Source organism: Inquilinus sp. 2KB_23, from assembly GCF_052115705.1.
GTDB lineage: Bacteria > Pseudomonadota > Alphaproteobacteria > DSM-16000 > Inquilinaceae > Inquilinus > Inquilinus ginsengisoli_A.
Window position 1 is genome coordinate 179,733 of the sequence record NZ_JBFRHF010000006.1, and the last position, 24,645, is coordinate 204,377.

24 protein-coding genes are annotated in these 24,645 nt (G+C 69.0%); 13 read left to right on the plus strand and 11 right to left on the minus strand.

Annotated elements, in window-relative coordinates; all coding sequences use genetic code 11:
* Window positions 1–21: 21 nt before the first annotated feature.
* Window positions 22–432, plus strand: a complete 411-nt coding sequence (locus AB4112_RS10025; RefSeq protein WP_441719122.1) for a hypothetical protein — start codon at window positions 22–24, stop codon at window positions 430–432.
* Window positions 433–528: 96 nt separating this feature from the next.
* Here AB4112_RS10025 and AB4112_RS10030 read toward each other — a convergent pair whose 3' ends face one another.
* Genes AB4112_RS10030 through AB4112_RS10060 form a run of 7 tightly spaced genes read right to left on the minus strand, consistent with a single transcriptional unit; the run spans window position 529 to window position 8,121 of the window.
* A complete protein-coding gene (locus AB4112_RS10030) occupies window positions 529–1,296 on the minus strand; it encodes an SDR family oxidoreductase (protein ID WP_441719125.1) in 768 nt (255 codons plus the stop codon).
* Between the two features lie 15 nt (window positions 1,297–1,311).
* A complete protein-coding gene (locus tag AB4112_RS10035; protein ID WP_309799977.1) occupies window positions 1,312–2,829 on the minus strand; it encodes a sugar ABC transporter ATP-binding protein in 1,518 nt (505 codons plus the stop codon).
* Window positions 2,829–3,758 carry a sugar ABC transporter substrate-binding protein gene (locus tag AB4112_RS10040; RefSeq protein WP_309799976.1) on the minus strand — a complete coding sequence of 310 codons (930 nt, stop codon included), beginning with the start codon at window positions 3,756–3,758 and terminating at the stop codon, window positions 2,829–2,831. The genes AB4112_RS10035 and AB4112_RS10040 overlap by 1 nt, the downstream gene beginning before the upstream one ends.
* A gap of 50 nt (window positions 3,759–3,808) precedes the next feature.
* Window positions 3,809–4,792: an ABC transporter permease gene (locus AB4112_RS10045; protein WP_309799974.1), complete on the minus strand. Its 984-nt coding sequence runs from the start codon at window positions 4,790–4,792 to the stop codon at window positions 3,809–3,811.
* A 37-nt stretch (window positions 4,793–4,829) separates the two neighbouring features.
* On the minus strand, window positions 4,830–6,308 hold the full coding sequence (locus AB4112_RS10050; protein ID WP_441719130.1) for an FGGY-family carbohydrate kinase: 1,479 nt from the start codon (window positions 6,306–6,308) through the stop codon (window positions 4,830–4,832).
* A gap of 2 nt (window positions 6,309–6,310) precedes the next feature.
* On the minus strand, window positions 6,311–7,261 hold the full coding sequence (locus AB4112_RS10055; RefSeq protein WP_441719133.1) for a transketolase family protein: 951 nt from the start codon (window positions 7,259–7,261) through the stop codon (window positions 6,311–6,313).
* Complete coding sequence (locus tag AB4112_RS10060; RefSeq protein WP_441719136.1) at window positions 7,258–8,121, minus strand: transketolase; 864 nt, start codon at window positions 8,119–8,121, stop codon at window positions 7,258–7,260. The genes AB4112_RS10055 and AB4112_RS10060 overlap by 4 nt, the downstream gene beginning before the upstream one ends.
* A gap of 273 nt (window positions 8,122–8,394) precedes the next feature.
* Here AB4112_RS10060 and AB4112_RS10065 point away from each other — a divergent pair, with 273 nt between their 5' ends.
* From AB4112_RS10065 to AB4112_RS10110, 10 genes are all read left to right on the plus strand, one after another.
* Entirely contained in the window at window positions 8,395–9,369 is a 975-nt protein-coding gene (locus AB4112_RS10065; RefSeq protein ID WP_309799967.1) for a sugar-binding transcriptional regulator, read from the plus strand.
* A gap of 38 nt (window positions 9,370–9,407) precedes the next feature.
* On the plus strand, window positions 9,408–10,190 hold the full coding sequence (locus tag AB4112_RS10070) for an SDR family oxidoreductase (RefSeq protein ID WP_441719140.1): 783 nt from the start codon (window positions 9,408–9,410) through the stop codon (window positions 10,188–10,190).
* 560 nt (window positions 10,191–10,750) lie between these two features.
* On the plus strand, window positions 10,751–11,530 hold the full coding sequence (locus AB4112_RS10075) for a DeoR/GlpR family DNA-binding transcription regulator (RefSeq protein WP_309799963.1): 780 nt from the start codon (window positions 10,751–10,753) through the stop codon (window positions 11,528–11,530).
* Window positions 11,530–12,498: an N-acetylglucosamine kinase gene (locus tag AB4112_RS10080; protein ID WP_309799961.1), complete on the plus strand. Its 969-nt coding sequence runs from the start codon at window positions 11,530–11,532 to the stop codon at window positions 12,496–12,498. The genes AB4112_RS10075 and AB4112_RS10080 overlap by 1 nt, the downstream gene beginning before the upstream one ends.
* A gap of 24 nt (window positions 12,499–12,522) precedes the next feature.
* Window positions 12,523–13,779, plus strand: coding sequence for an extracellular solute-binding protein (locus tag AB4112_RS10085; protein WP_441719145.1), 1,257 nt, complete (start codon window positions 12,523–12,525; stop codon window positions 13,777–13,779).
* 37 nt (window positions 13,780–13,816) lie between these two features.
* Window positions 13,817–14,740: a carbohydrate ABC transporter permease gene (locus AB4112_RS10090; RefSeq protein WP_441719149.1), complete on the plus strand. Its 924-nt coding sequence runs from the start codon at window positions 13,817–13,819 to the stop codon at window positions 14,738–14,740.
* 9 nt (window positions 14,741–14,749) lie between these two features.
* Window positions 14,750–15,625 (plus strand): carbohydrate ABC transporter permease, encoded by an 876-nt coding sequence (locus tag AB4112_RS10095; protein WP_441719152.1) that lies wholly within the window; start codon window positions 14,750–14,752, stop codon window positions 15,623–15,625.
* Between the two features lie 29 nt (window positions 15,626–15,654).
* The gene (locus AB4112_RS10100) at window positions 15,655–16,608 is read left to right on the plus strand and encodes an SIS domain-containing protein (RefSeq protein WP_441719155.1); all 954 of its coding nucleotides are present in this window, start codon (window positions 15,655–15,657) and stop codon (window positions 16,606–16,608) included.
* A 190-nt stretch (window positions 16,609–16,798) separates the two neighbouring features.
* Window positions 16,799–18,109, plus strand: coding sequence for an alpha-glucosidase/alpha-galactosidase (locus AB4112_RS10105; protein WP_441719158.1), 1,311 nt, complete (start codon window positions 16,799–16,801; stop codon window positions 18,107–18,109).
* A gap of 21 nt (window positions 18,110–18,130) precedes the next feature.
* On the plus strand, window positions 18,131–19,423 hold the full coding sequence (locus AB4112_RS10110) for a D-tagatose-bisphosphate aldolase, class II, non-catalytic subunit (protein ID WP_441719161.1): 1,293 nt from the start codon (window positions 18,131–18,133) through the stop codon (window positions 19,421–19,423).
* Between the two features lie 66 nt (window positions 19,424–19,489).
* Here AB4112_RS10110 and mug read toward each other — a convergent pair whose 3' ends face one another.
* From mug to AB4112_RS10125, 3 genes are read right to left on the minus strand one after another with little or no spacing between them, the layout of a single operon-like run.
* A complete protein-coding gene (gene mug, locus AB4112_RS10115) occupies window positions 19,490–20,044 on the minus strand; it encodes a G/U mismatch-specific DNA glycosylase (protein WP_441719164.1) in 555 nt (184 codons plus the stop codon).
* Between the two features lie 6 nt (window positions 20,045–20,050).
* Window positions 20,051–21,661, minus strand: a complete 1,611-nt coding sequence (locus tag AB4112_RS10120; protein WP_309799946.1) for an MFS transporter — start codon at window positions 21,659–21,661, stop codon at window positions 20,051–20,053.
* A complete protein-coding gene (locus tag AB4112_RS10125) occupies window positions 21,658–22,692 on the minus strand; it encodes an HlyD family secretion protein (protein WP_309799944.1) in 1,035 nt (344 codons plus the stop codon). Before AB4112_RS10125 ends, AB4112_RS10120 begins: the two co-directional genes overlap by 4 nt.
* Before the next feature lie 250 nt (window positions 22,693–22,942).
* Here AB4112_RS10125 and AB4112_RS10130 point away from each other — a divergent pair, with 250 nt between their 5' ends.
* Both AB4112_RS10130 and AB4112_RS10135 read left to right on the plus strand, forming a co-directional pair.
* On the plus strand, window positions 22,943–23,323 hold the full coding sequence (locus AB4112_RS10130; RefSeq protein ID WP_309799942.1) for a nuclear transport factor 2 family protein: 381 nt from the start codon (window positions 22,943–22,945) through the stop codon (window positions 23,321–23,323).
* Window positions 23,324–23,330: 7 nt separating this feature from the next.
* Window positions 23,331–23,936, plus strand: coding sequence for a DNA-3-methyladenine glycosylase (locus tag AB4112_RS10135; protein WP_309799941.1), 606 nt, complete (start codon window positions 23,331–23,333; stop codon window positions 23,934–23,936).
* A gap of 44 nt (window positions 23,937–23,980) precedes the next feature.
* Here AB4112_RS10135 and AB4112_RS10140 read toward each other — a convergent pair whose 3' ends face one another.
* Window positions 23,981–24,604 (minus strand): TetR/AcrR family transcriptional regulator, encoded by a 624-nt coding sequence (locus AB4112_RS10140; RefSeq protein WP_309799939.1) that lies wholly within the window; start codon window positions 24,602–24,604, stop codon window positions 23,981–23,983.
* Window positions 24,605–24,645: the final 41 nt, after the last annotated feature.

Here is a 24,645-nt window from a genome sequence, read left to right on the forward strand (position 1 = left end):
GCGGACAAGACGCCGGCAGCCATGAGCACAGCGATACAGAACCGGCTCGCTGCCCTGCGCCAATCAGCTGATCTTATTGGTTTTTGCACAATGCACCATATCATCTGCCGGCGAGCTGCCGATCAATTGACCAAATCCAAATACGGATCCGCCCCAATGGCCGAATGCTTGACGCTTCAATATAGCCGAAGCTTATCACTTGGCTTGAACGGCATCTATTTTCCTAATTTGCGCAAAATTATTCCAAAACGCCCCTCAAAGAGAGCGGAAAGCGGCGGATTTGTCATCCGGCTCGTATTCGGCATCGACGAGTTCGACGACGAGGCCCGCGAGCGCGGCGTTCTCGCGGTCCAGCGCAGCCTGGTGGCGGGCGTCGAGCGCGCGTCGCTGGACCCAGCCGATACCGAAATCGGCGGCATCATGTCATCCTGAATGAGGCAATCGGCAGCCTGAAAAGCACTCCTTTCAGCGTCGCAAATCGCAAACGTCCGCCCGCTGACCGAAAGCCCGATATGCGATGGGCTCGGACTACCAGCAGACGAAGCCGCCATCGACGATCAGGTCGACGCCGGTGCAGAAGGACGACGCCGCGCTGGCCAGGAACACCGCCGGGCCGACCAGCTCGTCCACCGTCGCCATCCGGCCCATCGGCGTGTCGCGCTCGAAGATCTTGCGCTGCTCGGCCACCTCGGGCCGCAGGTTCATCGGCGTCAGCGTGTAGCCGGGGCTGATCGCGTTGACCCGCAGGCCGCGGTCGGCCCATTCCATCGCCAGGCTCTTGGTCAGGTGGATCACCCCGGCCTTTGACGTGTTGTAATGCGCCTGCAGCAGCCCGCGGTTGACGATCGAGCCCGACATCGAGGCGATGTTGATGATCGAGCCGCGCTTGCGCGGCAGCATCGCCTGAGCCTCGGCCTGGGCGGAGAAGAAGACGCCGGTCAGGTTGACGTCCAGCATGCGCTGCCACTGCGCCGCCGCCATCTCCTCCGCCGCCGTGGCGTTGGCGATGCCGGCGCAGTTGACCGCGACCTCCAGCGGCCCAAGCTGTGCCTCGGCCGCGCCGACCGCGGCGGATAGATCGGCGGCCTTGGTCACGTCGCCGGTCAGCACCAGCGCGCGGCGGCCAAGCGCCCGGATCCGGCCGGCGGTGTCGGCCAGGCCGGCCCCCGCCGCCGCAAGGTCGAACAGGGCGACGTCGGCACCGGCCTCGGCCAGGCCGACCGCGATGCGCTGGCCGATGCCGCTGCCGGCGCCGGTGACGAAGGCGATCTGGTCATCGAGCCGGAAGATCTGCACGGGATTCCCCTGTGTTTAACGGGTTGCGAGTTCCATCACGGCGACGCGGCTGGCCTGGTCGCGGTCGAGGATGCCCTGGTTGCGGCCGCGGGCCAGCACCATGACCCGGTGCGACAGACCCAGCACCTCGTCTAGATCGGAGCTGACCACGACCACCGCCATGCCGGAGGCGGCAAGGCCGGCGATGACGTCGTAGATCGCGGCCCGGGCGCCGACATCGATGCCGCGGGTCGGTTCGTCCAGGATGAACACCTTGGGGTCGCGCGCGATCCATTTCGCGATCACGACCTTCTGCTGGTTGCCGCCGGAGAGGTTGCCGGCGCGCTGGCCGGGGGCGCCCTTCACCCCCATCCGCGCGATCAGCCCGGCGGCGAAGCCGCGCACCCGGGCGGGGCTGATCCAGCCGCCGGGAGCGATGCGGTCGAAATTGGCATAGGCGATGTTGTCGGCGATGGAGTGGTCCAGCACCACGCCCTGCAGCTTGCGGTCTTCCGGCACCAGCATCACCCCGGCACGGATCGCATCCGCCGGACCGTGCAGCGCCACCGGTTTGCCGTCCACCGCCACCCGGCCGGCGGCGATCGGGTCGGCGCCGACGACGCCGCGCACCAGCTCGGTCCGCCCGGCGCCGACGATGCCGGCGATGCCGAAGATCTCGCCCGCCCGCACGGTGAAGCTGATGTCGCGATAGGCGCCGTCGGCCGCGGCGAGGCCGTCGACCTGCAGCCGGACCGCGTCGCCCGGCACCGTCACCGCCGGGAACATCCGGTCGACGCTGCGGCCGACCATCTGTTCGACCAGCGTCTTGACCGGCACCTGCGCCGTGTCGTGGGTGGCGACCAGCCGCCCGTCGCGCAGCACCGCGATGCGGTCGGCGATGCGGGCGATCTCGTCCAGCCGGTGGCTGATATAGACGAAGGAGACGCCGTCGCGGCGCAGCCGGTCGATCTGCTGGAACAGCCGCTCCGTCTCCTCCCCGCCCAGCGCGGCGGTCGGCTCGTCCAGGATCAGCAGGCGGGAGTTCAGGGTCAGCGCCTTGGCGATCTCGACCTGCTGCTGCGCCGCCACCCGCAGCCGGCGCACCGGCGTGGTCGGCGCGATGTCGAGGCCCAGCCGCCGCAGCTGCTCGCCGGCGCGGCGGTTCATCTCCGCCCGATCGATCCGGCCGCCGCCGGTCGGCAGCCGGCCGACGAACACGTTCTCGGCGATCGTCAGATCCGGCAGCAGCTTCATTTCCTGGTGGATCAGGCCGATGCCGGCCGCGATCGCATCCCCCGGCGCCGCCGGGGCATAGGGCCGGCCCTGCCAGCTCATCGTCCCGGCGCTGGGCGGCACCAGGCCGGAGATGATCGAGGACAGGGTCGACTTGCCGGCGCCGTTCTCGCCCAACAGGGCCAGCACCTCACCGGGCCGGATGTCGAGGTCGACCCCCTCCAGCACGGTGATGCCGCCATAGGCCTTGCCGATGCCGCGGATGGAGAGCCCCTCCGGGCCCTCCGCCGCGGCGGCGCGAACGGTCGCCGGTGCAGCCATTACGGATGCTTCTCGATGAAGCCGGCGACGTTGTCCTTGGTCGTCAGCGTTGCGGCCTGCAGCTGTTCCGCCGGCACCTTCTTGCCGTCGGCGAGGTCGAGCGCCGACTGCAGCGCCAGCCGGCCCATCTGCTGGGTGGTCTGGGTCATGGTCGCGTCCAGCGTGCCGCCTTGCACCGCCTTCAGCCCGGCGACGTCGCCGTCGAAGCCGAAGATCCAGGTCTTGTGGTCGAGATTGGCGACCTTGACCGCCTGCGCGGCGCCCAGTGCCAGGGCGTCGGCCCGGCCGAAGAACACCGAGATGGTCGGGTCGCGCTGCAGCATGTCCTGGGCGATGTTGAAGCCCTCATCCTGCATCCAGGCGGTGCTGGCCTGCTTGGCGCTGACCGTCAGGCCCGGGCACTTGGCCAGCGCCTCGGTGAAGCCCTTGTCGCGGTCCTGCTCCGGCGTCGTGCCGATCTGGCCCTGGATGACGGCGACATTGCCCTTGCCGCCGGTGACCTTGCAGACATAATCGCCCAGGGTGCGGGCGGCCGCGACGCTGTCGGTGGCGATGAAGGTGTCGCCCGGCGCATCGGCCGGGTTGCGGTCGACGGCGACGACCGGGATGCCGGCCGCCTTCGCGGTCTTGACCGGGACGCTGGCGGCGGTGGCGCCGGCCGGGATGTAGATCAGCGCGTCGATCTGCTGGGTGATCAGGTCCTGGATCTGGCTGACCTGGGTGGCGGAATCGCCCTTGGCGTCGACGGTGACGACCTTGATCCCCTGCTCCTTGGCCGCGGCCTCGACCGACTGCTTGATCTGGTTGAAGAAATCAGCCTGCAGGTTGGCGACGGCCAGGCCGATCACCTTGTCCTTGGCCCAGGCGGGGGAGCCGAGGGCGGTGCCGGCCAGCAGCGCCAGCGCGGCAACGACGATACGGGTCTTCATGGGTGGATCCTCTCCTGTTGCGACGGTCCTGCCGTCTTTGTGTCCCCGGGTCAGCGGTTGTTGCGCCGGCCGAGGGTGTCGAAGGTGACGGCGGCGGCGATCACCAGGCCGATCACCACCTGCTGCACGAAGGGCGAGACGCCGAGCAGGTTCAGCCCGTTGCGCAGCACGCCGATGATCAGGACGCCGACCACCGTGCCGCCGATGCTGCCGACGCCGCCGGACAGGCTGGCGCCACCGATCACGACCGCGGCGATGGTGTCGAGTTCGTAGCCCAGCCCGGCGCTGGGCTGGGAGGAGTCGAGCCGCGCCGCCAGCGCCATGCCGGCCACGCCGGCCAGCGCCCCGGCCGCGGCATAGACCGCGATCGTCACCCGGGCGACCTTGATGCCGGCCAGCCGCGCCACTTCGCGGCTGCCGCCGATGGCGTAGAGGTTGCGGCCGCCCGGCCGGAAGGTCAGGTACAGCCAGCTGACCGCGACCAGCACGACGAACAGGCCGACGGTCGCCGACAGGAAGCCGAAATTGCGGGTGATCGCCAACGAGGTGAACCAGTCGGGATAGCCGACGATCTGGGTGCCGTCGGTCAGGATGTTGGCCAGGCCGCGCGCCACCGACATCATGGTCAGGGTGGCGATGAAGGCGGGCAGCCGCGCCAGGGTGATGAGCAGGCCGGAGGCCAGGCCGCACACCGCGCCGGCGCCGATGCCGAGCAGGATGGCCAGGGCCATCGGCAGCTCCATGTCGCGCGCTAGCCAGCCCATCACCATCATCGACAGCGCCAGGACCGACCCGACCGACAGGTCGATGCCGCCGATCACGATCACCGCCGTCATGCCGATGGCGAGGATGCCGAGCACGGTGATCTGGTCGAGCACGTTGAGCGCGTTGCGCACCGACAGGAAATGATCCGAGGCGAAGGAGAAGATCACGCACAGCAGGACCAGGCCGATCAGCGGGCCCTGGGCGCCGCTGGTCAGGCTGAGCCGCGGCAGGAACGTCCTGTGGGCCGGTCGGTCGATGCGCGCTTCCATTCCCTACATCCTTTTTCGTGTCATCCGGCAGGGCAGCTCAGCGCCCCGCCGTCTCCGGCGGCTTACCTGAGGCGCGCCGCACCGCCTGCCGCCAGCCGTCCCGCTCGGTCCCGCGCCGCTCCGCCGGCATCACCGGGACGAAGCCGTGGCGGTCGCGGGGCAGCGCCTTCAGATCGTCCCAGGACCACAGCCCGGCGCCGAGCCCGGCGAGATGCGCCGCGCCGAGCGCCGACAATTCGGCGGTGTCCGACCGCAGCACCTCGCAGCCGGCCAGGTCGGACAGCAGTTGCATCAGCACCGGGTTGCGGGTCGGGCCGCCATCGACATGCAGGGCGTGGACCCGGCCGACGCTGCGATCGATCGCCTCGACCACATCGGCGATCTGGTGCGGGATCGATTCCAGCGCCGCGCGGGCCACCGCGGCCCGGCCGGTGCCGAGGCTGAAGCCGGCCAGCAGGCCGACGGCATTCACGTCCCACCACGGCGCGCCGAGGCCGTTGAAGCCCGGCACCAGGAACACGCCATCGCTGGACGCATTCGCCGCCAGGTCGGCGAGGTCCTGGGTCGACAGGCCGAGCAGATCCGCCACCCACCGCAGCGTCGACCCGGCGGCGCGGATATTGCCCTCCGCGGCCAGGGCCGGGCCGTCGACCGACCAGGCGATGGTCAGGCACAGGCCGGGATCGAGCGCATCGGCGTCGTCGACCAGCCCCATCACCGAGGAGCCGGTGCCGGTCGTCGCCTTGATCTGCCCAGGCACGAAGGCGCCATGGGCGAACAGGGCGGCGTGGGAATCGCCGAGCACGGCGGTGACCGGCACGCCGTCCGGCAGCGGGCCGAGGCCGCGCACGGCCGGGAACGGCCCGGTCGAGGACACCACGCGCGGCAGCGCCGCCTCCGGCACGCCGAACAGGGCGAGCAGGTCGGGGTCCCAGGCGGCGCGGCGGACATCGAGCAATTGGGTGCGGGAGGCGTTGCCGGCCTCGGTCACCGCGTCGCCGCCGAAGCGGCTGAGCAGCCAGGCATCGATGGTGCCGAGGCAGATCTCGCCGGCCTTGGCCCTGGCACGGTCCGGATCGAGCGTATCGAGCAGCCATTTCGCCTTGGCGGCGGAGAACATCGGGTCGAGCGGCAGGCCGCTGCGCCGCCGCACCAGCGCTTCCGTCCCGGGCGTCCGCAGCGCCTCGCACACCGGGCCGGTGCGCTGGTCCTGCCAGCTGATCAGCGGCGACAGCGCCTCACCGGTCCTGCGGTCCCACATCACAAGGGATTCGCGCTGGGTGCTGAAGCCGACCGCCGCGACCCGGTGCGGGTCCTGGCCGTCGAGACAGGCGGCCACGGCCGCTCGCACGCTGTCCCAGATCGCCGCCGGATCCTGTTCGACCCAGCCCGGCCGCGGATGGCTTTCGCCGAGCGCCGCCATGCCGCGCGCCACCACCGTCCCCGCGGAATCGACCAGCAGCGCCTTGGTGGAGCTGGTGCCCTGGTCGATGGCGAGGATGAGCGGGGCCGGCACGGTCAGCCCACCAGCTGGCGCGCGGCGGCGGCGATGCCCTGCGCGTTCAGCCCGAAATGATCCATCAGGAAGGCGGCGTCGCCGGTCGGGGCGAAGCCGGTGACGCCGAGGATGCGCATCGGCACCGGATGGGCCTGCGACACCACTTCCGCCACCGCACCGCCCAGCCCGCCCTGCACCACCGCCTCCTCCACCGTCACGATCCGGCCGGTCTCCTTGGCGGCGCGGACCAGCGGCGCGGGGTCGAGCGGCTTGATGGTGGCGACGTTGAGCACGCGGGCCTCGATCCCCTCCCCCGCCAGCAGCGCGGCGGCCTCCAGGGCGCGCGACACCATGGTGCCGGTGGCGACCAGGGTAACGTCCGTCCCGGCCCGCAGTTCCTGGGTGGCGCCGCCGTCGAAATCGGTGCCGGCCGGGGTCACCTCCGGCACCGGGAAGCGGCCGACGCGCAGGAACACCGGGCGGCCGGCGCCGGCGGCCCAGCGCACCGCATCCCGCGTCTGGGTCGGGTCGGCCGGCACCATCACGGTGAGGTCGGAGATCGCGCGGGTCCAGGCGAGATCCTCGATCGAATGATGGGTCGGCCCCAGCTCGCCATAGGCCATGCCCGGGCTCATGCCGCACAGCACCACATGGTAGAAATTATAGGCCGCATCGGCCTTGATCTGCTCCAGCGCCCGGCCGGTCAGGAAGGGCGAGGCGGCGCAGACGAAGGGGATGAACCCGCCATTGGCCAGGCCGGCGGCGACCCCGACCATGGTCTGTTCGGCGATGCCGACATTGACCAGCCGGTCGGGGAATTCGGCGGCGAAGGCGACCAGGTTGCTGGAGCCGACGGAATCGTTGCACACCGCGACGATGCGCGGGTCGGTGCGGGCCAGGTCGGTCAGCGTCTCGGCGAAGGCCTTGCGGCAATCGAAGGTGCCGGCCTGGGCGACTTTGTCAGCACTCATCGAGCCAGCTCCGCCAGGGCCTGTTCCACCTGCTCCGGCGTCGGCACCTTGTGGTGCCACTCCACCCGATCCTCCATGAAGGACACGCCCTTCCCCTTGATGGTGCGCGCGATCACGCAGCGCGGCTTGCCCGAGGGCGCGGCGGTGAAGGCGGCCCACAGCGCGGCGTGGTCGTGGCCGTCCAGCTCGACCACGTCCCAGCCGAAGGCGCGCCACTTGTCGGCCAGCGGCTCCAGCCGGTTGGTGTCCTCGGTGCGGGCGCCCTGCTGCAGCCGGTTGCGATCGACGATGGCGGTCAAATTGTCCAGCTTGCGGTGGCCGGCGGACATCGCCGCCTCCCAGTTGCTGCCTTCCTGCAGCTCGCCGTCGCCGAGCACGACGAAGGTGCGCCACGACGCCTTCGACAACTTCGCCGCGACGGCGCAGCCGACGCCGATCGGCAGGCCGTGGCCGAGCGGGCCGGTGTTGGCCTCGACCCCCGGCACCTTGCGCCGGTTGGGGTGGCCGTTCAGCACCGACAGCGGCGCCATGAAGCTGTCCAGCAGATCGGTCGGGATGAAGCCGCGCAGCGCCAGCGCGCTGTACAGCGCCGCGGCGCAATGACCCTTGCTGAGGATGAAGCGGTCGCGGTCGACCCAGGCCGGCTTGGCCGGGTCGAGGTCGAGCACGCCGAAGAACAGGGTGGCGAGGATGTCGCTGACCGACAGGTCGCCGCCGACATGCCCCAGCCCGGCCCGCCCGATGGTGCGGAGCACGGAGCGGCGGATCGCGGTCGCGGCCCCGGCCAGCAGGCGTGCCCGCTCGGCCCCGTCCGCCGCGGCGATGCGCGCCGGGGACAGGGCGTCAGGAGCGGTTGTCATCTGCACTTCGGACACTCATCCTCCGGACTGAATATTTATTCACACTCAGATTTAAATTCATGCTACGGTGAGAAAATCGGATCGTCAAGCCGATTGCTGCCGCATGGCGTTCCACGGCCTTTCCTCCAAAAGGGGTAGGCTGGATTGGAGTTTCGGCAATGGATCCGGAAGGCGCCCCTTGACCCACGGGCAACCATCCATGAATATCCAGACTTTATTGCATAAAATTGCAACGCGCCGATCCGGCGAGCCCTGCACCGAGACCGCCCGCCGATGACCCGCATCAACGAGCTTCGTCTGATCACCCGCGTGGCGCAGATGTATTACGTCGACGGGCTGAAGCAGTCCGACATCTCGCAGCGGCTGCACATCTCGCAGGCCACGATCTCGCGCCTGCTGAAGCGGGCGCAGGCCGAATCCATCGTCCGGATCACCATCAACGCGCCGCGCGGCACCTATGTCGAGCTGGAGACCGGCTTACGCGACCGCTTCGGCCTGACCGAGGCCATCGTCGCCGAATGCGGCGAGGACCGCGAGGAATCGATCCTGGCCGGCATCGGCGACGCCGCGGCGCATTTCCTGGAGACCACGCTGGACGATGGCGACGTCATCGGCATCTCGTCCTGGAGCGCCTCGCTGCTGCGCATGGTCGACGGCATCAACCCGCTGAAGCGCGTGGCGGCGGAACGGGTGGTGCAGATGCTGGGCGGCATGGGCAACCCCGCGGTGCAGGGCCACGCCACCCACCTGACCACCCGCCTGGCCCAGCTGACCGGGTCGCAGCCCCAGCTGCTGCCCGCCCCCGGCGTCGCCGGCTCGGCCTCGGCCAGGCGGGCGCTGGTGGCCGACCCCTATGTCCGCGCCACGATGGACCAGTGGCGGCGCATCACCCTGGCCCTGGTCGGCATCGGCGCGGTCGAGCCGTCGAAGATGCTGGCCAACAGCGGCAACGTCTTCACCGGCGAGGAGCTGGAGGCGGTGGTGGCAGCCGGCGGCGTCGGCGACATCTGCCTGCGCTTCTTCGGCGGCTACGGCGCGCCGGTCCGCACCGCGCTGGACGAGAGGGTGATCGCGATGACGCTGGATGAGATCGGCACCATCCCGCGCATCGTCGGCGTGGCCGGCGGCGCCCGCAAGGTCGCGGCGATCCGCGGCGCCCTGCTGGGCCGGCACATCAACATCCTGATCACCGACCGGTTCACGGCGGAAAAGCTGCTGGCCCAATCCGACGGCGACTTCGCCCGCTGATCCATCACCGACACCAAGAAAGTTCCGGGAGAGACCCCATGCCCCGCTTCACCGACAAGACCGTCGTTATCACCGGCGCCAGCCGCGGCATCGGCGCCGCCATCGCCCGCCGCTTCGCCGCGGAGGGTGCCGCCGTGCTGCTGGTGGCGAACGAGCCTTTGGTGGCCGAGGTCGCGGCGCGGATCGAGGCCGAAGGCGGCCGGGCCGCCTCCTTCGTCGCCGACGTCACCGACAAGGCCCAGGTGATCGCCCTCTATGACGAGGCGGAGCGGCGCTTCGGCGCGGTCGACATCTCGGTCCAGAATGCCGGCGTCATCACCATCGCCCGGATCGAGGACATGACCGAGGCGGAGTGGGACAAGGTGCTGGCGGTCAACACCAAGGGCGTCTTCCTGTGCTGCCAGGAGGCGATCCGCCGGATCCGCAAGCATGGCCGCGGCGGCCGGCTGATCAACACCGCGTCAGGCCAGGCGCGCCAGGGCTTCGTCTTCACGCCGCACTACGCCGCCTCGAAATTCGGCGTGGTCGGCGTGACCCAGAGCCTGGCCAAGGAGGTGGCGAAGGAAGGCATCACCGTCAACGCCTTCTGCCCCGGCATCATCGACACCGACATGTGGGCCTACAACGACGCCGCCTGGGGCAAGCTGCTGGGCGACTACAAGCCGGGCGAGCTGATGGCCGAATGGGTCCAGGGCATCCCGATGGGCCGCGCCGGCAGCGGCGAGGACGTCGCCGGCCTGGTCGCCTTCCTGGCCAGCGACGACGCCGCCTACATCACCGGCCAGACCATCAATGTCGATGGCGGCCTGATCATGTCGTGAGCCGGCGGCGGGCCCGTTGGCCAATGTCGGCCCGCCTCCCCGCTCGATCCGCATGACATAGTCCGTCGCGCCCATCTGGCCGCCCTTCGGCGCGATCTCAAGTCCGGCGTCGCCGCCGGCGCTGATGCCCCGCGTCAGCCGTGCCTGCCGCAGAATGTCGCCGGGCACCATGCCGAGGCCGACGCCGATCGCCCGCCCAAGGCCATGCGCATCCGCCGCGCCGCCGTCGAGCACCCGTTCGGGACCATCGAGGCCTGGATGGGCGCCCGGCCGCCCATGCAGGCGATGCGGGCCTGAGACACAGACCCGATGCTCGTTGGAGGCGGCGACCCCGGACCCCAGTCCATCCGGATGGTGGCGGCGCCGGCCCGTGCCGAACCGCGGTTCGCGATGACGTGGCAATTTCCACACCTTGTCTGCCATCGATCGAGAGGCGAGCCGCGAACTGCCGCGATCTGCTCATGAATCGATCATCTCAGCCTGAATGACAACCAATATCGATCATATTTTTGATTGACTGTGATCGGAAATCGCCGATTATCTGAGCGAAGGAGGGCGACATGTCGGGCGAGCGTCTGGACGTCATCAGGCATCATCTCTATGTGCGAGGCGCCGCGAGCGTGCAGGATCTCTGCGACGCGACGGGGGCTTCGCTCGCGACCATCCGGCGCGATCTCCAGCGGCTGGAGGAAGAGGGCGCGGTCGAGCGCACCCATGGCGGCGTCCGCCTGGCGGAGAGCGCCGGCGTCGAGACCGCCTTCCGGGTCCGCGAAAGCCAGAACATCCGCGCCAAGCGGATGATCGCCCGCAGCGCCTATGACCTGATCCGGCCGCAGACCACGATCTTCCTCGATGCCGGCACCACGGTGCTGCAGGTCGCACGGCTGCTGCGGCTGCAGCCGATCGCGGTCTCCATCTTCACCAACGGCCTCGCCGTCGCCAACGAGCTCGCCAATGTGCCGGCGCTTCGCGTCACGGTGATCGGCGGCCAGCTGCGCAACGAGAACCTGTCCTTCGTCGGCCCCCAGGCCGAACAGGTCCTCGGCGAGGTCTGGTTCGACCAGCTGTTCATGGGCTTCAGCGCCGCGCATGAGGATGGTTCGATCAACACGCTGGACGTCCATGAGGCGAGCCTGAACCGCCGCATGCTGACCCGGACGGCGACGCCGATCCTGCTGGCCGACTCCTCCAAATTCGGGCTGCGCGCCACCTATGGCGTCGCGCCGCTCCAGCCCCCCCTGAAGGTGGTCAGCGACGAAGGCCTCTCCGAGGCGTGGCGGAAACGCCTGGCCGACCTCGGGGTCGATCTCCTGGTCGCGGCCGACGGGGAGGATGCCTGATGGCGGTCGTGATCGGGATCGACGGCGGCGGATCGAAGACGCTGCTGGCCGCGGCCGATGAAGACGGCACGGCGACCGCCTGCCTGCGGGAGTCCGGCTGCAACCCGTTCGACGAGCCGGGCTGGCGGGACATTCTCGCGACGCTCGGGGCACGGTCGGCAGCCCTGCGTGCGGACGCCGCTGCGGTCGCCCTGGGCATGCCGGGCTACGGCGAGGTCGTCGAGGTGTCCCGGCAGCAGGAGGAAGCGGCTGCCGCCTTCTCCGACCGGCCGGTGATCGTGATGAACGATGTCCAGGCGGCGTTCGAAGGCGCCTTCGCCGGCCGCCCCGGCGTCCTGCTGCTCGCCGGCACCGGGTCGATGGCCTGGGCCTCCGCCGGGGATGGAAGCCACGTCAGGGTCGGCGGCTGGGGCGACGCCTTCGGCGACGAAGGCAGCGCGTTCTGGATCGGCAAGGAGGCCGTCACCCGCGCCAGCCGCGCGATCGACGGCCGCGACGACGCCCCGGGCTTCGGCGAGGCGCTGTTCTCGTTCCTCGGGCTCCCATTCGATGATCCCTATGACGCGCTGATCGGCTGGTATCGGTCACGTGCCCATCTGCGGTCGGACCTCGCCGCCCTGGCGCTGTTCGTCGATCGCGAGGCCGAGGCCGGCCGTCCCGAGGCGCTGCGCATCCTGGACGAGGCCGCCGACCATCTCGCCCGGCATGTCGTGGCCGCGTGGCGGGCGATCGGCGGCGACGGCCCCATCCGCTGGAGCGTCGCCGGCGGCGCCTTCGCCAGCGCCCAGCTTCGTACTCGCGTCGCCGACCGGGTCGGGACGCCCTATCGCGAGCCGATCCTGCCGCCGGTCGGCGGCGCGCTCCGCTGCGCGGCGATCGCCGCCGGCTGGGCGGTGGATCGGGCCTGGATCGACCGGCTGCGGACCTCGCTCATCTCCTGTGCGGGGTCCGAGCCGACCAAGCAATGAAATCAAAAACCGGGAGTGTCTGGGATGACGATCTCTAAAACCCTGTCGCGGACAGTGGCCATGACGGCGCTGGCCATCGGCCTGGCCTGGGCACAGGCCGCCGCCGCGGAAACCATCACGGTGCTGCTGCCGTCCTTCGGGGCCGATGCGGCGACCAAGGCCCTGACCGAGGAATTCACCAAGGACACCGGCATCGAGGTCCAGCTGCAGACCATGCCGTGGGACAACATCCGCCCGAAGATCGTGACCTCGATGGTCGCGGGAACCGCGCCGGCCGATGTGATCGAGTTCGACTGGTCCTGGGTCGGTCAGTTCGGCGCGGCGAAGTGGTTCACTCCCCTCGACGGCAAGTTCGACCAGGCGCTGGTGGACGACATGCCGACCGCCGGTGTCTTCGTCTATGACGGCGCGCGGCTCGGCATTCCCTATGCCAACGACTTCCGGCTGCACTCCATCAACACCGCCTATCTCAAGCAGGCCGGCATCACCGACTTGCCGAAGACGCCGGACGAGATCATCCGGGACGCCCGGATCCTCAAGGACAAGAAGGTCGTCGAGTTTCCCATCAGCATCCCGCTCTCCGCGACCGAGGGGGCGGCGACCGCCTGGTACTTCACCACCCGCATGTTCGGGGGCGAGCTGTTCGACAAGGACTGGAACCCGCTGTTCACCGATCCCGCCTCGCCAGGCTACAAGGCGCTGCAATGGGTGGTCGACGGGCTGCATGACGGGCTGATCAACCCCGCCATGACGGGGATGAGCGACCAGGAGACCACCGCCGCCTTCGCGCATGGCGCCGCGGCGTTCGACATCGCCGGTCACCCCTATGACCTCGCGATCTACCAGGACAAACAGCGCTCGACCATTCCCGGCCTCGCCGCCCTCGGCCTGACGGGGGCCGACCCTTCGACCCTGCGCACCATCGGCCTGCCGGAAGCGCTCGCGATCCCGGTCAACTCCGAACACAAGGATTCGGCGGTCAAGTTCATCCAGTGGTGGGCCGACCATCAGGCGAAGATCTACACCGCCGTCGCCGTGTTGCCGACGCGGACCTCGGCGCTGAAGGCCCTGTCCCAGGACGGCCAGCTGGTCGGTGGCGACGACATCGCCAAATACGGCGCCTTCACCCAGGCGATCTTCGCCCAGGGCACGCCGCCCTGGTACTCGGAATTCAGCAGCGCCGCGTCCGCCACCATCAACCAGGCGGCCAAGGGCCAGATCAGCGTCGACGACGCGATGAAGCAGATCGCCGCCCGCGCCCAGTCGGCAATGCAGCAGTAGCCGCCGGCCAACGGGGACCAGGGCGATGACGATGTCGATGACGAAACCCGATCGGATCTCGGCGGCACGGCGCATCGCGGCGCTGCGCCTGCCGGGCCGCGACGCCCGGCTCGGCCTGCTGCTGATCGCGCCGATCGTCCTGGTCATGGGCGCCCTGGTGCTGCTGCCGCTGGTGCTGACGGCGTGGGACAGCCTGTACCGCATCGATCCGATGCGGGCGGGGACGCCGTTCATCGGGGCCGCGAACTACATCAACCTCGCCAGCGACCCGGAGGTGCGGGCCGCCGCTGCCAACACGATGTGGATCGTGCTGCTCGCCGTCATCCTGGAGACGGTCGGCGGCGTCGCCTTCGCCCTCTTGCTGCAGAGCATGGGGCCGGTCCGCAAATGGCTGCTCGCCGCCATCATCCTGCCCTGGGCGATGCCGTCGGTGGTCAATTCGCTGATCTGGAGCTGGATGTTCAACCCGAGCTACGGCGTGCTCAACGCCATCCTGCACGGGCTCGGGCTGATTCCCGCCGGCTATGTCTGGTCGAACGACCGCACCGCGGCCCTCCTCATCATCACCATCGTCCATGTCTGGAAGATGCTGCCGCTGACCGCGGTCATCATGCTGGCGGCGCTGCAGACCATCCCGATGCATCTCTACGAGGCGGCGAAGATCGACGGCGCCGGGCCGATCCGGACCTTCTTCTCGATCACGCTGCCGATGACGATGGGGGCGCTGGCGATCGCGATGACGCAGTCGACGGTGTCCGCCTTCAACCTGTTCGACGAGGCCTGGATCCTCGGCGGGGCCAGCCTCGACACCCGGACCCTGCTGATCCAGGTCTACATGTCCGCCTTCCAGAACCTCCACATGTCCTACGGGATGGCGCTGTCCATCCTGGTCCTGATCGCATCCCTCGCGGTCTCCCTGATCTATGTCGCGCGCCGCCGCGGCGAGACCCAGGGGGAGTAGGAGGACGCCATGCCGAAATCCCGCGCCATCCAGCCCAAGAAGATCTTCAAGGGCCTGTTCATCGCTTTCGTGCTGATCTGGTCGCTCGGGCCGATCTACTGGTCGATCAACTCCAGCCTGATGCAGCCGGTCGATCTCCTGGCCCAGCCGCCGCATGCGGTGCCGCCGGCCCCGACGCTCGCCCACTACACCGGCCTGCTCGGCCTCGAGAACGCCGCCGACAACGCCACCGGGCAGTCGATCTGGCCGCAGTTCCGCAGCGCGACGATCAACAGCATCGTCACCGCCGTGGCCGCCACCCTGGCGACGATCGTGCTCGCGGCCCTCGGCGGCTACGCCTTCGCCCGGCTCCACTTCCCCGGCCGCAACATCGTCTTCGGCCTGGTCGTCGCGACGCTGGCCGTGCCCGGCTACACCGTCATCATCCCGCTGTATCGGGAAATGATCGCGCTGAAGCTGGTCGACACCTATCTCGGGCTGACGCTGATCTACGTCTCTGCCTTCCTGCCGCTCGCGCTGTGGATGATGCGCAGCTTCTTCTCCGGCCTGCCGGTGGTGCTGGAGGAGGCCGCGGCGATCGACGGCGCCGGGCGGATGCGCATCCTGTTCCGGATCGTGCTGCCGCTCGCGCTTCCCAGCCTGATCGCCGCCGGCATCATCACCTTCCTCAGCGTCTGGCAGCAGTTCGGCATCCCCCTGGTGTTCTCGCCGACCGCGGCGACCAAGCCGCTGACGGTGATGATCCCGGAACTCGCGTCCCGCCACGACATCAATTACGGCCTGCTCAACGCCGCGGGCATCCTCGCGATCATCCCCCCGTTCATCGTCGTCTTCTTCCTCAACCGGTTCCTGGTGCAGGGCCTCACGGCCGGCACCGGCAAGTAACCGCTCCCGCTCACCCGAGGTACACCCCTATGAATGCAACGGAGCGCAGCATCGTGGAGCAGTTCCCGTTCTGGGACCGCGCGCCACAGCTCCCGATCACGGCCGATGCCGGGCGGCGCTACGTCGTCGTCGGCTGCGGCACCTCCTTCTATCTCGCCCAGAGCGTCGCCTCGGCCATGAACCTCGCGGGCATTGAGGCGGTGGCAGTGCCGGGAAGCGAATGGACCCACCGTCCGCGCGCCTGGGTGGCGAACGAGACCGGCGTCATGGTCATGGTGCTGTCGCGCAGCGGGGAGTCGACCGAATCCGTCCAGGCCGCACAGCGCAGCCGGCAAGCGGGGCTGCCGGTGATCGGCGTCACCTGCGAGGCCGGCAGCAGCCTGGCGCGCAATTCGGACCATGTCCTGTTCGCCACGACCCATCCCGAGGAGGGCATCGTGATGACCGCCTCGGCCAGCCTGATGGTGCTGCTGGGCTTGCGCTTCATCGGCCAGGCCGTCGGCCCGGAGACGTCGCTTGAGGCCCGCCGGGTGTTGCAGGCGCTCGACCGCGGCCTGCCCGCCGTGCTCGCCGACCGTTCCCATTTCGTGTTTCTCGGCAGCGGCCCGCTCTACGGCATCGCCCAGGAGGGGGCACTGAAGCTGCAGGAGATGAGCCTCAGCTACACCCAGGCCTATCACCCGATGGAATACCGGCATGGCCCGGTCAGCCTGGTCGATGACCGCACGCTGGTCGTGATGCTCACCAGCGACGCGCTGCGGGACGAGGAAGCGAAGCTCGCGCGGGAATTGCAGGCCAAGGGCGCGCGGGTGATCGGCTTCGGCGGCCCGGGCGACCTCTCGATCGAGGTCACGGCGCCCGACGCCCTCCGCGGCTTGGTCTGCCTGCCCGCGCTGCAGCTGCTCGGCGAGCGGGTCGCTCTTCGCCGCGGCATTGATTCCACCGCTCCCCGCCACCTCACCAAGGTCGTCCTGGTCGCCTGAGAGCCCGCTTGTAAATGCTACTGGCATGGCCGTCTGACGGCGGTTTCTCCGCTTCCGGTGCTCACGGACGTAGATGTCCGCTGCGCTCCGGTTCTCGAAACCACCGCCGGCCGACTCATGCCAGCGCATTTCCAAACAGGCTCTGAGCCGGCCTCCGGCCGCAAGAGCAAATCGGAAACAGAGAGCCGACATGGCAAAAATCACCTTCATCGGCGCCGGCAGCACCGTGTTCGCCCAGAACCTGCTCGGCGACATCCTCAGCTATCCCGAACTCGCGGACAGCGAGATCCATCTCTACGACATCGATGCCGAGCGGCTTTCGACCTCGGAGATCGTGGCGCGGAAGATCGCGGATGCGCTGAAGATCAAGCCCACCATCGTCGCCACGACCGATCGCGACCGCGCCCTCGATGGCGCCGACTATGCGATCAACATGATCCAGGTCGGCGGCTACAAACCCTGCACCGTCACCGACTTCGAGCTGCCGAATAAATACGGGCTGCGCCAGACCATCGCCGACACGCTGGGCATCGGCGGCATCATGCGCGGCCTCCGGACCATCCCGGTGCTGGTCGGCATGGCACGGGACATGGAGCGGCTGTGCCCCGACGTGCTCCATCTCAACTACGTCAACCCGATGGCGATGAACTGCTGGGCGCTGAACCGCGCGAGCCCCATCCGCACCGTCGGGCTCTGCCACAGCGTCCGCGGCACCGCGGCCCAGCTCGCCCGTGACATCGGCGTGCCGGTCGAGGAGATCAACTACCTCGCCGCGGGCATCAACCACATCGCCTTCTATCTCAAGTTCGAACGGAACGGCGAGGATCTCTATCCGCTGATCCGGAAGGTCGCCCAGGACGGCCGGGTCCCCGAAGACAACCGCGTGCGCTACGACCTGCTCCAGCGGTTCGGCCACTTCGTCACGGAGTCGAGCGAGCACTTCTCCGAATATGTGCCCTGGTACATCAAGCGCGACCGGCCGGAGGCGATCGAGCGGCTGAACATCCCGCTCGACGAATACATCCGCCGCTGCGAGGTCAATATCGCGGAATGGCAGCAGACCCAGGCCGAGATGGAGGATCCCAAGACGGTCATCCAGGCCGTCCGCAGCAACGAATATGCGTCGGAGATCATCCACAGCCGCGAGACCGGCATCAGCCGGGTGGTCTACGGCAATGTCATCAATCGGGGATCGATCACCAACCTCCCTGCCGATTGCTGCGTCGAGGTGCCGTGCCTCGTCGACGGGAACGGGGTGCAGCCGGTCACGGTCGGCGAGATCCCGATGCACCTCGCGGCGCTGATGCAGACCAGCATCAACGTCCAGCGCCTCACCGTCGAGGCGGCGCTGACCGGCGACCGCAGCCACGTCTACCACGCGGCGATGCTCGATCCGCACACCGCGGCCGAACTCGGCCCGGACCAGATCTGGTCGCTGGTCGACGAGCTGATCGAAGCCCATGGCGAGTGGCTGCCGGCCTCGCTCCGGCATGCCGCATAGCAGCGAAGGGAAGATCGTAAGATGAGCGTCGAGACCCTTGCCGGCCTGTCCCGCCGTCGCGCCGACGGCACCAGGCGCGGTCTGCCGTCGGTGTGTTCCGCCCATCCGCTCGTGGTCGAGGCCGCCCTGCGCGAAGGGCTGGCCGCGGAATCCGACGTGCTGATCGAGGCGACCTGCAACCAGGTGAACCAGGATGGCGGCTACACCGGCATGACCCCCGCCGGCTTCCGCCGCTTCGTCGAAGGGATCGCCGACCGTGTCGGCTTTGCGCGCGACCGGCTGATCCTGGGCGGCGATCATCTCGGCCCCAACCCCTGGAAGCACCTCGACGCCGAGGCGGCCTTCGCCAAGGCGGACGCCATGATCGCGGCCTATGTCGAAGCCGGCTTCGCCAAGATCCATCTCGATGCCAGCATGGGCTGCCGCGGCGAGCCGGAGGCGCTGGAGGACGAGACGGTCGCCAGCCGGGCGGCGCGCCTGGCGGCGGTCGCCGAGGCCCGGTCGGATGGCAGCCGGCGCCCGGTCTATGTCATCGGCACCGAGGTGCCGGTTCCCGGTGGGGCGTGGGAGGCGGCGGCCGATCACCTCCAGGTCACGCGGCCGGAGGCGGCGGAGCGCACCGTCGCGGTGCACGCCGAGGCCTTCGCCGGTCGCGGCCTGGAAACCGCGTTCGAGCGCGTGATCGGGCTGGTGGTCCAGCCGGGCGTCGAATTCGGCGACGGCGAGGTCATCCGCTACGATCCCGCCCGCGCCGCGGCCCTCTCTTCATGGCTGGGCGATCATGCGCCGCTGGTCTTCGAGGCGCATTCGACCGACTACCAGACGGAGGAAGGGCTCGAAGGGCTCGTGCGGGACGGCTTCGCGATCCTGAAGGTCGGCCCCTGGCTGACCTTCGCCCTGCGCGAAGTCCTCTACGGCCTCGACGCGATCGGGGATGAGCTCGACCCCGCCCGCAGCGCCGCCTCGCTCCGCGCCACCATGGAACGGCTGATGTGCGCCGAACCCGAACATTGGCAGCGCTACTATGGCGGCGATGCCACGGCGGCCCGCATCAAGCGACACTACAGCTACAGCGACCGCATCCGCTACTACTGGCCCCATCCCGAGGCCCGAGAGGCGGTCGACCGGCTGTTCGACCGCCTCGCCGGGGGCGCCATACCCGAGACGCTCGTGAGCCAATATCTCGCCCCGCTCTATCCTGCTGTGGCGACGGGGGTGGTCAGGGCCGAGGCGCCTGACCTCGTCATGGCGGCGCTCGGCCAGGTCCTTGCCCGGTATCGACGGGCCTCCGGTCCCGGTGGCCGTGGCGGATGACCCAGGAGCGCCATGTCTGGTCGGTTCGTCGCCGGCAAGGGTGCCGACGCATCGGCGAACACCAACCTATTGGGGCGCCCCCTCGGGAGACCGTCGAGCCATCCAACGTGTCAAAGAGGATGAACACGCGATCCTGAGTGCTGTGTAAGCCTCGACAAGATCGGCAAGGCTGAAGCTGCGATTGAGCCCACTTGGGTTCGGTAGGATCCACACGACGGCACCGCAGAAGCGGGCGGATTGCCGCCCCCAATCGACCTTGTCCCCTGCGATCGCCTCATAGGCCGCCTTGCCCAGGAAGGCGATGGTCTCGGGCCGGAGGTGATCGATCTTGGCGCGGAGCCCATCCCCCGAGTCACGGAGTTCGCGGCCCTGGAGTTCGCCGGCGCTGCGCGTGGCCCGCGGGACGGCGGCGGTGATGCCGCAGCCGAAGGCGAGCAGGCGGCGGTCGTCCTGCGCCCGGATCCGCTCGGGCGTGAAGCCGGACAGGTGCAGGACGGGCCAGAAGCGGTTGGATGCCGATCCGAAATTGTGGCCGGAGACCGCGGCTTGTGCGCTGGGGTTGATGCCGCAGAAGACGACCGGCAGCTCCGGCGCCAATATGTCGAAATAGGACAGGTCCATCGGTGGCTACCGGGGCGTCACGGGGATGTCGTTGCGCGGCGGCGTCATCGGGTTGGGCGGCGGGCGGCGCAGCAGAAGCAGCAGCAGCAGTGCCAGCGCCAGCACCCAGGCGACGATCCAGAAACCGTCGATATAGGCCAGCACGTAGGCTTCGCGCTGCACGAAGCGGCCGGCCTGGGCCATGCCCTGGCTGGTCTCCAGCCCGATATTGTTCGCACGCTGGCTGAAGACGTTGGAGAGCGCGGTCACGATGCGGTCCACGGCGTCCGAGCCCGAAACCACATGCTGCCCGATCAGGTTCGAATAGACCTGCTCGCGCACCCGCACGAAGGTCTGCATGAAGGCGGTCCCCAGCTCGATGCCGAACAGCCGGGAGATCTGGATGGTAGCGGCGATGGCGGCGGCCTGGGGCGGCTTGATGTTCGAGACCGCGAAGGTGACCAGCGAGGTGATGCCGATCGCCAGGCCCACCGCCTCGACGATCTGGGAGGGCAGGAAGTCGCCGTTGGCCCAGTCATGGGTCAGGCCCGTGTCCATCCAGCTGCCGATCGCGATCAGGGCGAAGCCGATGGCGAGGAGGAGGCGGGCATCGACCCGGCGCAGCGCCAGCACCACCAACGGGATGATCACGAATTGCGGCAGGGCGATCCAGTTCAGGACATCACCGACCTGCAGCGCCCGCAGGCCCTGGATCCGCGTCAGATAGTCCGGCAGGACAAAGGCCGTGGCCTGGGACCCGAAGCCGTAGATGCAGATCAGCAGCGCCGGGATCGCGACATTCGCCTGGGCCAGCACCGGCAGGTGGATCAGCGGATGCTCGACGGTCGCCTCATTGACGATGAAGGCGACGACCAGCAGCAGGCCCCCCGTCAGGCAGCCGACGACGATTCCGGAATTCAGCCAGTCGAGACGGTTGCCCTGGTCCAGCCCGACATAGACCAGCCCGAAACCCAGGCCGGCGAAGATGATGGCGCCCCAGTCGGTGCGGCGCAGCAGGTCGCGGTTGATGCCCTCGCGAGGCACGGCCCACAGGATGAGCAGGACCATGACGGAGGTCAGCACGACGTTCTGCCAGAAAATCCACTGCCATTGGCCGGTCTCGGAATACCAGGCCTCGAGCGAGGCGGCGACGTTCTGGGAGAAGGTGAAGCGGAAGGCATAGGCGGCGATGCCCCAGATCCACCAGCGCGGCGCCAGGCTGCGCAGGATGAAGCCGAGGGACGCGGGGATGAAGGTGCCGACCGCGAGGCCGCGGACGACCTGCAGGGCGATGACGGCGTCGTAGCCGGCCATGAAGGGCAGCAGCAGCGAGGACAGGATGAAGATCGCGCTGGCCCAGAGCAGGAAGCGCCGCGGGCCAAGGACCGTGCTGAGCCAGGCCGCGCACGGCGCCACCACCATCTGGCTGGCGGAGAAGGCGGTGGTCAGCCACGAGCCCTCGTCGAAGCCGAGGCCGAGGCCACCGCGGATGTCGGCCAGGCCGAAGGTGGTGACCCGCGTGTTCAGCGTCGAGATGACGGCGCCCAGCAGCACCGCCGCGACGCCGGCCACCGGGCGCAGACAGGGCGCGGGCGCGGCCGGGACGCGGGCGCCGGCCGCCTCGACGGCGGCGGTCACGGCTTCGCCGGCTGGCTGTCGGTCAGGATCGTCACGACCGCCGACATGCCGGGACGCAGCCGGCCGGCGAGCGGGCTGCCGGGATCGAGCACGATCTTGACCGGGATCCGCTGCACCACCTTGGTGAAATTGCCGGTGGCGTTGTCCGGCGGCAGCAGGCTGAACTGCGATCCGCTGGCCGGCGCGATGCTGTCGACCCGCCCGGTCACGGTCACCCCGGGAAAGGTGTCGACGGTGACCTCGGCCTTCTGGCCGATCGCCACGCGGGTCAGTTGGGTCTCCTTGTAGTTCGCGATCACCCAGACATTGTCCAGCGGGACCACGGAGATGACCTGGGTGCCGGGGCGCAGATATTGTCCCGCGCGAACCCCGCGCTCGCCCACCATGCCGTCCACCGGCGCGATGATCCGGGTGTATCCGAGATTGGTCTTGGCCAGCGCGAGCGCCGCGTCCTTGGCCTTGGCATCGGCACGGAGCTGCAGTTCCTGGGTGTCGAGCACGCCCATCTGCCGGCGGGCGGCTTCGAGTTCGGCCTGGTTGCGCGTGAGGGTGGCCTCGAAGCGCTTTTCATCGGCGAGCGCCTGCTCAACCCTCTGGGGGGTGCCGAAGGTGGTCCCCAGCAAGGTCTGCTGGCGGTTCAGCTCCAGCTTGGTGCGGTCGACATCGGCCTGGGTCGCGGCGATGACGCTCTGCGCCTGGTCGATCTCGGCATGCTGCAGGTCCTTGCGCGCCTTCAAATTCTGGATCGCCGCCGCCGCGCCCAGCACATCCGCATCGGCCTGGTCCACCCGCGCCCGATAGTCCTGGTCGTCGATCTCGACCAGCAGGTCCCCGGCCTTGACGAACTGGAAATCGGTCACGGCCACGCGGTCGACATAGCCGTCGACCTGGGCGCTGAGAGGGGTGATGTCGCCGCGCACATAGGCATTGTCCGTGTCCTGGCGGCTCGCCTGGCCGACCCAGACATCCCAGCGGATGACGAACAGGGCGACGATTCCGCCCGCGATGACGAGGATCACCAGCCGGAGCAACCAGGCCCCCAGCCGACGCGATGGCTTGGTGCCGGGGCTCTGGTCGGGGCCGGCGGGCGGCTGCCCGGAAGCAGGTGTCGGCCCAGACGGGCTGACGGCCGCGGAAGTTGGCTGCCCATCCATCACGATTCCCCGATACGCTGGCTTGATCCAGGAACTGTAGTCGGCGGCCTGTCGCGTTGTCGACTATGCCCACGGCTAGGTCTGGCCACCAATTTCCGCGGCGTTTTCCAGAAACAGGAGCAGCAGGATGGATGACATTGGGATTCGAGAGGCCCTCGACCGTCACTGGGCCGCTTCCGATACCAACGATTTCGATGCCGAGCACGACATCTACCGGGAGGACGCGGTGCTCGAATACCCACAGTCCGGCGAGCGCATCCGGGGCCGCCGCAACATTCAGGCGTCGCGCGCGGCGCAGCCGAATTCGAAGCGCTTCACGGTGCGCCGCATCACCGGCGCAGGCGACCTTTGGGTCACGGAATTCATCCTCTCCTATGACGGCCGGCCGTCCTTTACGGTGAGCATCATGGAGTTCCTCGACGGCAATGTGACGCGCGAGACCCAATACTTTGCCGACCCGTTCGAGCCCGGGCCTTCGCGCGCGCAGTGGGTCGAGCGCATGGGATGACCTCGGCATGACAGTGGCGCTCCCGCGCGTGCTGGACCGGGCGGAGCTGCCCGTCGATACCGCCGAGCTTGCCCGTTTTCTCATTGGCAAAAGGGTCGTGCGGACATTGGCCGAAGGCGTGGCGGGCGGCCGCGTCGTCGAGACCGAGGCCTACGGCATCGGCGACCCCGCGGGTCACGCCTATCGCGGCATCACCCCGCGCATCCGGACGCTCTTCCTCGAGCGCGGGCACGCCTATGTGTATCTTGCCTATGGCATCTCGTTCATGCTGAACGTCTCGAGCGAGATGCCGGGCGTGGGCGCGGGCGTCCTGATCCGGGCGATCGAGCCGACCGACGGAATCGCGATCATGGCGCGAAATCGCGGCACCGAGCGGGTGCGCGACCTGGCGCGGGGCCCGGGACGGCTGTGCGCAGCCCTGGGAATCGATCGCCGGCTGGACGGGATCGACCTCTGCCAGGCCGGTCCGCTATGGCTCGGATCCGACGATCAGGCGTCGGGCGATATCGGACAGGGCAAACGGATCGGCATCACGCGCGCAGCCGACAGTCCGCTGCGCTTCTACGTTCGGGGCAATCGGTTCGTCAGCGGCCCGCAATCGCTCAACCGATGAGGGACGGCATCGTGACGGGGTGAGGGGCTGGTCGACCCCTTCGGTCAGCCGCAGATCATGTCCACCGTCTTGCGCGCCATCTCCCGCAATTCGGCCCGGGGGACGCCGGCGCGGGCGCGGATGGCGATGGTGTGCAGCACGGCGGAGGCCAGCACCGCGAGCGCCGCGGGATCGGCACCATCCTTCAGCTCGCCCTTGTCGCGCGCTATCCGGAATCGCGCTTCGAGATCGGCGTCGAGCCCCCGGAGTCCGTCCGCGAGGGAGCTGCGGATCTCGGGATCCTCTGCCGCCTCGGTGGTCGCGGTTCCGATCGCAAAGCACCCGAGCGGCAGGTCGTCGTCCGAGAAGTAGATCTCCAGCTGCCCGTCATAGGCGCGCATCAGCGCCTCGTCCAAGGCCTGGTCGACATCCGCCAACGCCTCGCGCATCGCGGCAAAGGCGCGCTGCCAATAGCGGTCGAGCGCCTTGAGATAGAGCGCGTGCTTGTCGCCGAACGCGGCATAGAGGCTCGGCCGGTTCATGCCGGTGGCGGCGCTGATCTCGTCGAGCGACGTGCTGGCATAGCCGCTTCTCCAGAACCGGTCCGTGGCTTGCTGCAGGGCGACCTGCGGGTCATAGGCACGTGGCCGGCCCCGGCCCCGCGGCTCGTCATCCTTTTTTTGTACCATGTCGCATAAAATCCTTGACGGGAATTCTCGTATCTCCATAT

Excerpts from the sequence above, each read along its gene's own strand:
- AB4112_RS10100 (WP_441719155.1), top strand. The coding sequence starts at position 15,655 with ATGAATGCAACGGAGCGCAGCATCGTGGAGCAGTTCCCGTTCTGGGAC.
- AB4112_RS10130 (WP_309799942.1), top strand. The coding sequence starts at position 22,943 with ATGGATGACATTGGGATTCGAGAGGCCCTCGACCGTCACTGGGCCGCT.
- AB4112_RS10065 (WP_309799967.1), top strand. The coding sequence starts at position 8,395 with ATGACCCGCATCAACGAGCTTCGTCTGATCACCCGCGTGGCGCAGATG.
- AB4112_RS10140 (WP_309799939.1), bottom strand. The coding sequence starts at position 24,604 with ATGGTACAAAAAAAGGATGACGAGCCGCGGGGCCGGGGCCGGCCACGT.
- AB4112_RS10090 (WP_441719149.1), top strand. The coding sequence starts at position 13,817 with ATGACGAAACCCGATCGGATCTCGGCGGCACGGCGCATCGCGGCGCTG.
- AB4112_RS10045 (WP_309799974.1), bottom strand. The coding sequence starts at position 4,792 with ATGGAAGCGCGCATCGACCGACCGGCCCACAGGACGTTCCTGCCGCGG.
- AB4112_RS10040 (WP_309799976.1), bottom strand. The coding sequence starts at position 3,758 with ATGAAGACCCGTATCGTCGTTGCCGCGCTGGCGCTGCTGGCCGGCACC.
- AB4112_RS10070 (WP_441719140.1), top strand. The coding sequence starts at position 9,408 with ATGCCCCGCTTCACCGACAAGACCGTCGTTATCACCGGCGCCAGCCGC.
- AB4112_RS10095 (WP_441719152.1), top strand. The coding sequence starts at position 14,750 with ATGCCGAAATCCCGCGCCATCCAGCCCAAGAAGATCTTCAAGGGCCTG.
- AB4112_RS10135 (WP_309799941.1), top strand. The coding sequence starts at position 23,331 with ATGACAGTGGCGCTCCCGCGCGTGCTGGACCGGGCGGAGCTGCCCGTC.
- AB4112_RS10055 (WP_441719133.1), bottom strand. The coding sequence starts at position 7,261 with ATGAGTGCTGACAAAGTCGCCCAGGCCGGCACCTTCGATTGCCGCAAG.
- AB4112_RS10105 (WP_441719158.1), top strand. The coding sequence starts at position 16,799 with ATGGCAAAAATCACCTTCATCGGCGCCGGCAGCACCGTGTTCGCCCAG.
- AB4112_RS10035 (WP_309799977.1), bottom strand. The coding sequence starts at position 2,829 with ATGGCTGCACCGGCGACCGTTCGCGCCGCCGCGGCGGAGGGCCCGGAG.
- AB4112_RS10060 (WP_441719136.1), bottom strand. The coding sequence starts at position 8,121 with ATGACAACCGCTCCTGACGCCCTGTCCCCGGCGCGCATCGCCGCGGCG.
- AB4112_RS10110 (WP_441719161.1), top strand. The coding sequence starts at position 18,131 with ATGAGCGTCGAGACCCTTGCCGGCCTGTCCCGCCGTCGCGCCGACGGC.
- AB4112_RS10085 (WP_441719145.1), top strand. The coding sequence starts at position 12,523 with ATGACGATCTCTAAAACCCTGTCGCGGACAGTGGCCATGACGGCGCTG.
- AB4112_RS10025 (WP_441719122.1), top strand. The coding sequence starts at position 22 with ATGAGCACAGCGATACAGAACCGGCTCGCTGCCCTGCGCCAATCAGCT.
- AB4112_RS10075 (WP_309799963.1), top strand. The coding sequence starts at position 10,751 with ATGTCGGGCGAGCGTCTGGACGTCATCAGGCATCATCTCTATGTGCGA.
- mug (WP_441719164.1), bottom strand. The coding sequence starts at position 20,044 with ATGGACCTGTCCTATTTCGACATATTGGCGCCGGAGCTGCCGGTCGTC.
- AB4112_RS10080 (WP_309799961.1), top strand. The coding sequence starts at position 11,530 with ATGGCGGTCGTGATCGGGATCGACGGCGGCGGATCGAAGACGCTGCTG.